This is a genomic window from Paraburkholderia sp. Cpub6 (assembly GCF_014201065.1).
Taxonomy (GTDB): domain Bacteria; phylum Pseudomonadota; class Gammaproteobacteria; order Burkholderiales; family Burkholderiaceae; genus Paraburkholderia; species Paraburkholderia tuberum.
Genome location: NZ_JACHDM010000060.1, coordinates 1 through 9796, shown reverse-complemented (window position 1 = coordinate 9796; position 9796 = coordinate 1). Strand labels below are relative to the sequence as shown.

At 59.5% G+C, this 9796-nt stretch carries 5 protein-coding genes and 1 pseudogene; 5 read left to right on the top strand and 1 reads right to left on the bottom strand.

Annotated features, from left to right (window positions below; translation table 11 throughout):
* Together HDG33_RS36215 and HDG33_RS36210 are read left to right on the top strand one after the other, a co-directional pair.
* Positions 1–2825: Ig-like domain-containing protein (locus tag HDG33_RS36215; RefSeq protein WP_260330722.1), on the top strand; the 2825-nt coding region annotated here is incomplete at its 5' end.
* A gap of 134 nt (positions 2826–2959) precedes the next feature.
* Positions 2960–3964 carry an OmpA family protein gene (locus HDG33_RS36210; RefSeq protein ID WP_260330721.1) on the top strand — a complete coding sequence of 335 codons (1005 nt, stop codon included), beginning with the start codon at positions 2960–2962 and terminating at the stop codon, positions 3962–3964.
* Positions 3965–4174: 210 nt separating this feature from the next.
* Here HDG33_RS36210 and HDG33_RS38545 read toward each other — a convergent pair.
* Positions 4175–4434 (bottom strand): annotated as a pseudogene (locus HDG33_RS38545) (transposase); the annotation flags it as partial.
* Positions 4435–4580: 146 nt separating this feature from the next.
* Here HDG33_RS38545 and HDG33_RS36200 point away from each other — a divergent pair.
* From HDG33_RS36200 to HDG33_RS36190, 3 genes are all read left to right on the top strand, one after another.
* Entirely contained in the window at positions 4581–4874 is a 294-nt protein-coding gene (locus HDG33_RS36200; protein WP_184041033.1) for a hypothetical protein, read from the top strand.
* 100 nt (positions 4875–4974) lie between these two features.
* A complete protein-coding gene (locus tag HDG33_RS36195) occupies positions 4975–8064 on the top strand; it encodes a UDP-N-acetylmuramoyl-tripeptide--D-alanyl-D-alanine ligase (RefSeq protein ID WP_184041031.1) in 3090 nt (1029 codons plus the stop codon).
* Positions 8065–8313: 249 nt separating this feature from the next.
* Positions 8314–9381 (top strand): S9 family peptidase, encoded by a 1068-nt coding sequence (locus HDG33_RS36190; protein WP_184041029.1) that lies wholly within the window; start codon positions 8314–8316, stop codon positions 9379–9381.
* Positions 9382–9796: the final 415 nt, after the last annotated feature.

Genomic DNA, 9796 nt, shown 5'->3' with positions numbered 1-9796 from the left:
ACGACAACGGCACGCCGATTGGCGAGACGCAGGTCGACGAGGAGGGCAACTGGAGCTTCACGCCGGACACGCCGCTGGACGAAGGCCAGCATGAGATCACGGTGGTGGAACGCGACCCGGCGGGCAATGAAAGCAAGCCGTCGGAGCCGCACGTGGTGATCGTGGACACGACGCCGCCGGACACGCCGTCGATGGGCGAAGTCATTGACGACGTGGGTGCGATCCAGGGGCCGGTGGGCAATGGGGAGAGCACGGACGACACGACGCCGACGCTGGTGGGCAAGGGTGAGCCGGGCGACACGGTCATCGTGATCGACAACGGCACGCCGATTGGCGAGACGCAGGTCGACGAGGACGGCAACTGGAGCTTCACGCCTGAGACGCCGCTGGACGAAGGCCAGCATGAGATCACGGTGGTGGAACGCGATCCGGCGGGCAATGAAAGCAAGCCGTCGGAGCCGCACGTGGTGATCGTGGACACGACGCCGCCGGACACGCCGTCGATGGGCGAAGTCATTGACGACGTGGGTGCGATCCAGGGGCCGGTGGGCAATGGGGAGAGCACGGACGACACGACGCCGACGCTGGTGGGCAAGGGTGAGCCGGGCGACACGGTCATCGTGATCGACAACGGCACGCCGATTGGCGAGACGCAGGTCGACGAGGACGGCAACTGGAGCTTCACGCCGGACACGCCGCTGGACGAAGGCCAGCATGAGTTCACGGTGGTGGAACGCGATCCGGCGGGCAACGAAAGCAAGCCGTCGGAGCCGCACGTGGTGATCGTGGACACGACGCCGCCGGACACGCCGTCGATTGGCGAAGTCATTGACGACGTGGGTGCGATCCAGGGGCCGGTGGGCAATGGGGAGAGCACGGACGACACGACGCCGACGCTGGTGGGCAAGGGTGAGCCGGGTGACACGATCATCGTGAACGACAACGGCACGCCGATTGGCGAGACGCAGGTCGACGAGGAGGGCAACTGGAGCTTCACGCCGGACACGCCGCTGGACGAAGGCCAGCATGAGTTCACGGTGGTGGAACGCGATCCGGCGGGCAATGAAAGCAAGCCGTCAGAGCCGCACGTGGTGATCGTGGACACGACCCCGCCGGACACGCCGTCGATTGGCGAAGTCATTGACGACGTGGGTGCGATCCAGGGTCCGGTGGGCAATGGGGAGAGCACGGACGACACGACGCCGACGCTGGTGGGCAAGGGTGAGCCGGGCGACACGATCATCGTGAACGACAACGGCACGCCGATTGGCGAGACGCAGGTCGACGAGGAGGGCAACTGGAGCTTCACGCCGGACACGCCGCTGGACGAAGGCCAGCATGAGTTCACGGTGGTGGAACGCGATCCGGCGGGCAACGAAAGCAAGCCGTCGGACCCGTGGACCGTGATCGTACGCACGACCCCGCCGGACGCGCCGGTGATCATTGCAGTGATTGACGATCAAGGCACAGTGACAGGTCCGATCGCTCAGGGCTCGACGACGGATGATGCGCAGCCGGAAATCCGTGGCACGGCGGAGCCGGGCAGCACAGTGACAATTTCCGATGGTGGCCAGGTGCTGGGGCAGACGAAGGCTGATGACAATGGCAACTGGAGCTTCACGCCGGAGACGCCGCTGGCCGAAGGGAACCATAACCTGACGGCTGTGGCGACGAACGAGGTGGGCGCCAGTGAACCGAGCGGACAATTCGGGTTCTCGCTGTTGCTGCCCGGACACTATGAGGTTGATTTCAGTTCAAAATCGGGTGCCCCCCCCTATGACTTTTTCAATGCCGGCGATGTTCATTCAACGCGCGTAGTTGGTGCGCCGTACAACACGGTGCCTGGCGGTGTCCTTTATGTAGAGAAGCGAGTGAACGCGCCGCAGCAGAAAGAAGCGTCTGTTTTCCGGATGTATTTCCAAGCAGATGGCCATTGGGTTCAGGATGTCACTTCGTTTTCCGTCGATCTCGCAGGTATCCACGTGCAAACCGGCCATTATTCAATGAAGGTCTATGACTGGGACGGCAATGTAACCACGATAGATTTGGTGAACGGCTTCAATCACATTGAATACACCGCTCCGGAAGGCACTACATTGCAACGCTTCGAAATTGTGTTCGATGTTGCGGATATAGGTTTTCAGATGTCAAATTACGCTTTCTACACGAGTGAATATCAGCCCGTAACCGGCGAGTCTGATGTCCTTGGGGACGAGGTCGCGGTTTCCGAGATTCAGGACATCGAGGATTCGTCTGATGCCGATGCGGATGTCCCTGCCGACAGTGGCGTCGACGTGCAGGAGCTGAACGATTCAGACCCGGCACTCGATAGTGACGATCAGTCGGTAGGCATGATCTCGACTAAAGGCACAGATACGGTGCTTGATCTTCAGGGCATTGAGTATTCCACCGGTGTGTATGGTGATATTCACACTGAAAGTGGTGTGGACGTGTTGACGCTGACGGGTTCAGGCTTCGTGCTGGATCTGACGAACGTTGAAGAGAAGCTGTCGTCGATCGAAGTGTTCGACATTACCGGCACGGGCAACAACACGCTCAAGCTTTCGCTGGGCGATGTGCTCGAACTGGGAGCCAAGGACCTGTTCATTGCCGACGGCCATACGCAGTTGATGGTCAAGGGCGATGCGGGCGACAAGGTCGACCTGTCCGATCTGCTGCCGGACGGTGGCGACGTCGGCGACTGGGTGCAGGAGTCTGGCACCACGACCGTGGGTGACATCGAGTATGACGTGTTCTACCACTCGGGTCTGAACGCCGAACTGCTGGTGCAGCACGGTGTCGAGACGACGTTGAACAACCACTGACCTTCGGACGGTCCGCGACGCATGACCTGCGTCGCGGACCCCTGGAATTGACCAATCATTTGATCAGGTCCCCTGAACCGCATAGGGCGGTTCGGGAACCCTTTTGGTGAACTAACATGACTTTCAATAGAACCTTGAAGCGTGCGCTCGCAGGCGCATTGCTCGTGACGGCCGGCATCTTGCCCGCCGTCGCACAGCACACTTTCTCCAACCAGCAACCGCTGGCTACTCAGGCAGGCGCACCCGGTGCCGGGCCGATGACCGGTGCCGGCACACAGCCTGGCAAGGTATTCGGCCAGACCTACGCGCCGGCTGGCCAGATCAGCTCGCAGCAGGCGCAGATCGTCTACTACCGTGACACATCCGCAGGGGCGGGCCGTTCGGCCGCCGCTGATGTCTACGTTGATGGCGAACTGCAGACCGCGTTGCTGCCTAACGGCTACAGCATCTTCTGCGTGAAGCCGGGCGAACACACGCTCGGTGCGTACATCCACGATGCACCGCTGTACAAAGGCAAGACCACCGGGGGATCCCGCGCTGAACTGAAGGGCGGCATGACCTACTTCGTAAAGGTCGCGCCGGCTGGCAGCAATGGCGCACCGGTGGTGGTGCCGCGCAACGAAGCTGAAACCCAGTTGCAGGGCATGCGCGCGCAAATGCACGTGCTTTCCCGTGCATCGGCAGTTCAGGCGTGTGACTATCCGTCGGTCCCCGTCGTACAACCTGCTGCTGCGGCACAACCCGCCGTGGTAAAAAACTACACCCTCAAGGGCGACACGCTGTTCGCCTTCGGCAAGTCCGGAAGTCGGGACATGACCGGCAAAGGCCGAGCGGAGATTTCGCGTCTTGCCGAGCAGATTCTTGCGGAGAACGCACCGCTGGAAGCCGTCACGGTGATTGGCCACGCAGACCTGATCGGCTCGGACGCAGCGGCGCAGAAACTTGGCGAGCAGCGTGCGATGACGGTTCGCCGGATGCTGATTGAGCAGGGTGTTCCGACGTTGAAGATTACAGCGGAAAGCGCGGGCAATTCCGATCCAGTAGTTACGGAGTGCAGCGGCACGATGCAGCAGAAGATTGCCTGCAACGCGCCCAACCGCCGCGTGGTGGTGCGTGTGAACCTGTCCCATCCGGCCTGATCGCACGCGGACGCAGGCTCCTGTGGCGCGCGACCTTCGTGAATCGGGGAGGTCGCGTTCCCACTAAGAAGCTGTTGCGAAATGAATCAAAAGCGGCTTGAAGGGCGTCCAGATGGACAGGAAGGCTTCGTGAATATGAGCGTAGCGTTCGTAGCGAATCTTCAGGCGTCCAAACGAGCGAGGCCATGCAATCGGACGCTCGAGGGACCAACTTTCGTGGATGCGTTGCCCGACGCCTGCTTCCTGCCGTGCGGCGAGCCGTCGCCAGCAGGCGGTGCCCGAACCGTATCCCATCTCTTGCGGTAGCAGATTCGACACAATGCCTGTACGCAGCACGAACACAATGCCCGCCATACGGCGCGGCAGGATGTCGGTTTGCGCCCCGCATGCTGTCGCTTGCGCAATCCTCGTGCAGGGAGAAGTGGTTCGATGAGTGACCACTGTTCGTCGTCTAAGAGTTCTTTAGGCATCGCTTCCTGTCAGGCAAAACAAGACAGGAGGTTAATACCAAGTCAGAAAAGCTAACAGTTCGAAAGCTTAATTTCGCGAAATCTTATTATCGTTAATCTGTCTCTCGCCACAGGCAAACGACGAGGGCTTCAAATACGGAGTTGTGATGGCCAAAAAACCAGCGATTCCTGCAATCAATGTATTGCTCGCTTATGCGGCGTTGCAAGACAGTGATCAGGAGTTCTTTAACAGGATGCTCAACGAGTTCACATTTGCATCCCGATCGCACAAACGAGAGTTCATCGAGCAGTGGCGACGGGAACTCGCGTGCGCCGGCGCAACGCTGATTGTGCCGATACACGACTGCCCCCCGGAAGGTGATATTCAGGGAGCCCAGTTTTCGATTACAGGCTCGAACCTCTGCAAAAGCATTATTCGCCAAATGTATATACTGAATTAGCCAATCGTCTCCGGTCAGATTTCATTGGCCGCTGCCAGACGAAACACTGTCGCCAGGCATCTGGCCGAAGACGTATTGTCCCCTTACCGAGAGTAAAACCATGTCGCCCACCGCGTTCACTCCCACAGATTTTCCTGCCCTGTTTGCACGACTGCGCTCTGTCGTTGAACCGCAGGTCAATCCCCTGGCGGCGCCCTGGCCGTCCTTCGTCCTGTTCTTTTCATGGAGCGACGCCCAGCGGAGAGCCGACGTCGTGAGCGCAACGGCTCCGACGTTTGCCCAGGCCTGGGACGTCGGCATGGAACGGGCGACGCAGGCTGGAGGCACAACCAGAGTGGGCGTCCAGTGGCTTCGCGTGGATTGGGTTGAAAACGTTGAGGTCACGACCTGGGAAGCACTGCGGAACCGTCTCGAACAGACCAAACGCAACTATTTCCGTCACGGCCTGTCGCTGGACAGCAGTTTCAGGCATGCCTTCCTGGAGACAGAGCTGAATGCCAATGCCATGCTGTATGGTGGACCGGCACAGGCGCATGCCGTCGTGAACACGAAGAACGTCGAACGGTATGCCGCCATGCGGCACCAGCTTGCCAATGTGGATTTCGCAGACGCGCGCGAGGTGTATGTGTTCTCGACCCGCGGGGCGTTCGCCAGCCTGCAAGCGCCGGAGGTACACCTTCTGCACGGGACGGGTCTGAACGCGGGCCGCCGCATCATCGAACATCTCCGGCCGGCAGACGTCAGGGCGCTCGTCGCATCCGGCAGCCGTTATCTGGCCGGCCAGGTACAGCCTGGCGGGCGCTTCCACTATGGCTGGCATCCCTGTTTCGATCGCGAAATCGGCACTTACAACACCCTGCGTCATGCAAGTTCGATCTATGCGATGCTCGAAGCCTGGGAAGTGACCCAGGACAACGACCTCAAGACAGCAATCGACGCGGCGCTGCATTATCTCGTCAATGAACTCATCATGCCGGCGGAATTGCCGTCCGGTGCCCGCGCGGCGTTTCTGGTTGACCGGCAGGGCGAAGTCAAACTGGGTGGCAACGGCGTGTGCCTTCTGGCGCTGGTCAAATACAGCCAGCTGACCGGCTCAGACGAATATCTGACTCTGCTAGAACAGCTGGCAACAGGCATCCTTTTCATGCAGGATGCGGACACCGGCCAATTCAGCCATGTGCTGAACTATCCGGATCTGTCGGTTAAGCAGGCATTCCGGATCATCTATTACGATGGCGAAGCGGCCTTCGGCCTGATGCGCCTCTATGGTCTGACTGGCGATGCGAGGTGGCTCGCAGCAGTAGAAAAGGCGTTCGGCCATTTCATCGAGGCAAAACACTGGAAGGCGCATGACCACTGGCTCAGCTATTGTGTGAACGAACTGACCCGTCACAGGCCACTGGAAGCGTATTACAAATTTGGAATCCAGAACTTCGCCACCTATCTTGATTTCGTGGCTGAAAGGGTGACGACGTTTCCAACCCTGCTTGAATTGATGACGGCTGCCGAGCAGATGATTAGCCGCATGCAGCAGCAGCCCGGCCTGGAGCACCTGCTTGCCGAGGTCGATCTGGATAAGTTCTTCCATGCACTGCATGCGCGGGCGCAGCGCCTGTTAGATGGCCATTTCTGGCCGGAACTTGCCATGTACTTTGCCAATCCGGGCAGGATCACCGGCAGCTTCTTCATTCGCCACCATGCCTTCCGGGTCCGCATTGACGATGTCGAGCACTATCTATCGGGTTTTGTCGCCTATCTGAACTATCTGGAGTCGCAGCGGCATTCAGTATCCGCAACGCTGTCGCGGGAATGGAACGCCTCCCTGATCGAGGCGGCCACGCAGGGGACGTGGCTCAAGCAGCCGCCATTGGGGTGGACGGCGAGCGGCCTTTGCATTTACGCGCCTGCCATGCAGCCTGGAAACGTCGTGGTTGCCCGAACCGGTGAGGTAAGCCGGGGGATCCCTGTTCCTGTCATTCGACAGATGCAGCCGCGCCCGGCGGGTGTTATCTCGAGCCATTCGGATGTGCAGGCTCAACTTGCCGATTTGCCGGTCCTGCATGTCGCAGATACGGCCACGGCAATTCTTGCGATGGGAGCCTATGCACGCAGCCAGATGAGCGGCACTGTCCTGGCGGTGACCGGAAGCGCTGGCAAGACCACGCTCGTGGCCATGCTGGCTGACGCCCTCAATGCTTACGGTCCGACAGCGGCGAGCGCGTTCAACGCAAACCTTCCCCAAGGTGTGAGCTGGAATCTTGCGTCAATCAAGTGGGACACCCCTCATGTCGTCCTGGAAGTTGCCGTGGGAAAAATGAGACAGAGCGCGGCCATTGCCCGCCCGGACGTCGGCATTTTCACAAACATCCAGCCTGCTCACCTCGGAAAAAACAGCACAATCACTGATATTGCCCGGACCAAAAGCATGCTTTTTCTTGGCATGTCTGCGGGAAGTGTCGTGGTGCTCAATCGTGACATGCTGGAATGGGATACCGTCTACCAGGCGGCCATCGAACGGGATCTGAAAATCTTTACTTACGGCACGACTGCCGAGAGCGAGTTTCAACTCGTGGATCATGACGCGTCGGGGCAGCGGGTCGATGCGCGTATTAGAGGGCGCGATATCACCTATCCGATCGGGGCCGCAGGCTTGCACATGGCGTTGAACAGCCTGGCAGTACTTGCCGCTGTCTCGGCGCTCAACTATCCGTTCGAACCTGCGCTCGAACGGATCGCACGCTTTGCTGCCCTGTCCGGCCGCGGCGAGGAGTTTGAGCTGACGCTCGACGGACGGCACGTGACCATTGTCGACCATGCCTACAATGCCAATCCCGGCTCGATGCAGGCCGCTCTGGAACATTTGCGGGACATGAAGAATGCAGCCAGACGAGTCGCTGTGCTGGGCGAGATGGCGGAGCTCGGTCCCCAGGCGTCGCTGCTTCATACCGACCTGGCTGCAGTGGTCGAGCGTTGCGGGATCGATCGCGTCTATGTCATGGGCAAGCTCTATACCGACTTCTGGGAACGGTTGCCGGCTGCACGCCGTGGGCGCTACACGAATTCGCTTGACGAATTGAAGCTTGCACTTCAAGAACAGCTTGTCGACAAGGACGTAGTGCTGCTCAAGGGCTCGAACAGTACGCGTCTCCATGAGGTCGTAGCGTGGCTGAGGGCTGGCGCGCAAAAGTAGCATTGACCTCTGGCCCTGCGAGCAATGGGTCTTCAGGCGTGCCTGAACGACCCGAAAGCTTCCAGCGCTCACCCCCGATGGCGGTAAGCCGCGCGGGGTAGTCTGCGCGCAGCACGGGACCCGAATGCCAAATCAGCCGTACTACCCAAGGTGCTCGCCTGCGTCTGGTGCAGGCGAGTTCGTTGCCCGCGCGCATGGCCATCGTTGATCATTTCTGTCTTTTCTGCATAACCTCACGGAACCTTATTTATGAAATGGTTTGGCCGACATTGTCGGCGTTTATCGCACCTTCTGCGCTGGAGACTCCGGCGCTTCCTGTTCGTTGTCTTTGGCGTTTTGGGCGTTACCGAACCCGGTCTGGCGGACCGACCCACACTGGGGCCGTTTGAGACTCCACGGCCTGGGGAGCTTAATATCCCTGTGGGAAGCGAGCCATTCGATGCCGCACAAGCCCTGAACGGTTCATTCAGTTCGCCGGAACACTGCGCGCGAGTGCCCGATAGCCTGTGGGTCGAAGTCAACGGCAAGGGAGATTGCATTCGATACTACGCGCATGGATTGTCCGGCAGCGAAAGCCCCACTGTGCTGGTTTATTTCAGCGGGGATGTCATGCTGAGAACGACGAAGGGAGTCAGGTACGTTACACAATCCTACCTGTCTGTTTCGCCCATGGAGATTGGGAAAGATATGGCTAAATGGTCCGCTGATTCCGGCCGTCCCACGCTCTATCTTGCCCGGCCGGGTATCTATGGCTCCTCTGGCGACCATAACATGCGCCGCACGCATCGCGAGATCGAACTGATGGATCGCGCACTGGACATGCTCAAGGAGCGTTACAACATTGCATCATTCATTCTGACCGGACATTCCGCCGGAGGCCAGATCGCCGCTGCGCTCCTGAACAGACGCGGAGACGTCGCGGCATCGGTGGTTTCTTCCGCCCTTGTTTCCGCCAAACAGGTCGCGGCGTACTGGGAATACAAGCGGGAAATCCCCGGTCAACTGCTTTACGATGCCCGGAGCTATTACGATCCTGTCGACGAAATCGGGCGCATTCGCCGGGATCCACGACCGGAAATCTATGTGATTTCTGATCCGGAGGATCGTGTGGTTCCCTTTTACAGCCAGCTGTATTATGTCCGCCGTCTGCGTGCCGCCGGCCTCCAGCCGCATCACATCTACGCCCATGCTCCCGGGCCGCAACATCACCTGCTCGCCGGACACGCGAAACGCGCTGCAACGCTTTTTGCTCAAGGGAAATCAGCGAAGGAAATCCAGATGGCGCTTGCAGAACTTGACCTGTCGCAGGTTAAGTAAGCCACGAAAAGGTGCGACCTCCAGGGAGCACTGACTGGCGTTGTCATGGTGAGGAGCATTGGTCAGCAAATCGGGCCGGGCGTGGGGGGCTGACGTTGATGCCGTCAAGCGACCCATGCAGCCGATTCGTAGTGGTCCGAAAGCTCGTTGTGTCGTTGTCGCCGTCAGCCTGCGGCAGCCGATCGGACAGACCGCGCGCTTTCGTTTGGGTAGTTGTTTCCGTCGTTACGCTAGCCCGGAACAGCATCCACTGTCGATGGACACCTGACGGTATTTTTCCTAAACTTGTTCACGGCTGGTTGCTTGTTATTCGCTGCGTCCCTAGGGAAACGCTGATTTATTCAGCTCGGTGGTCATCGCTGGCGTAGCCGAGGACGTTATAGAAGAAGGCAGTTTACGGAACAGACTCACGATG

Excerpts from the sequence above, each read along its gene's own strand:
- HDG33_RS36200 (WP_184041033.1), top strand. The coding sequence starts at position 4,581 with ATGGCCAAAAAACCAGCGATTCCTGCAATCAATGTATTGCTCGCTTAT.
- HDG33_RS36195 (WP_184041031.1), top strand. The coding sequence starts at position 4,975 with ATGTCGCCCACCGCGTTCACTCCCACAGATTTTCCTGCCCTGTTTGCA.
- HDG33_RS36190 (WP_184041029.1), top strand. The coding sequence starts at position 8,314 with ATGAAATGGTTTGGCCGACATTGTCGGCGTTTATCGCACCTTCTGCGC.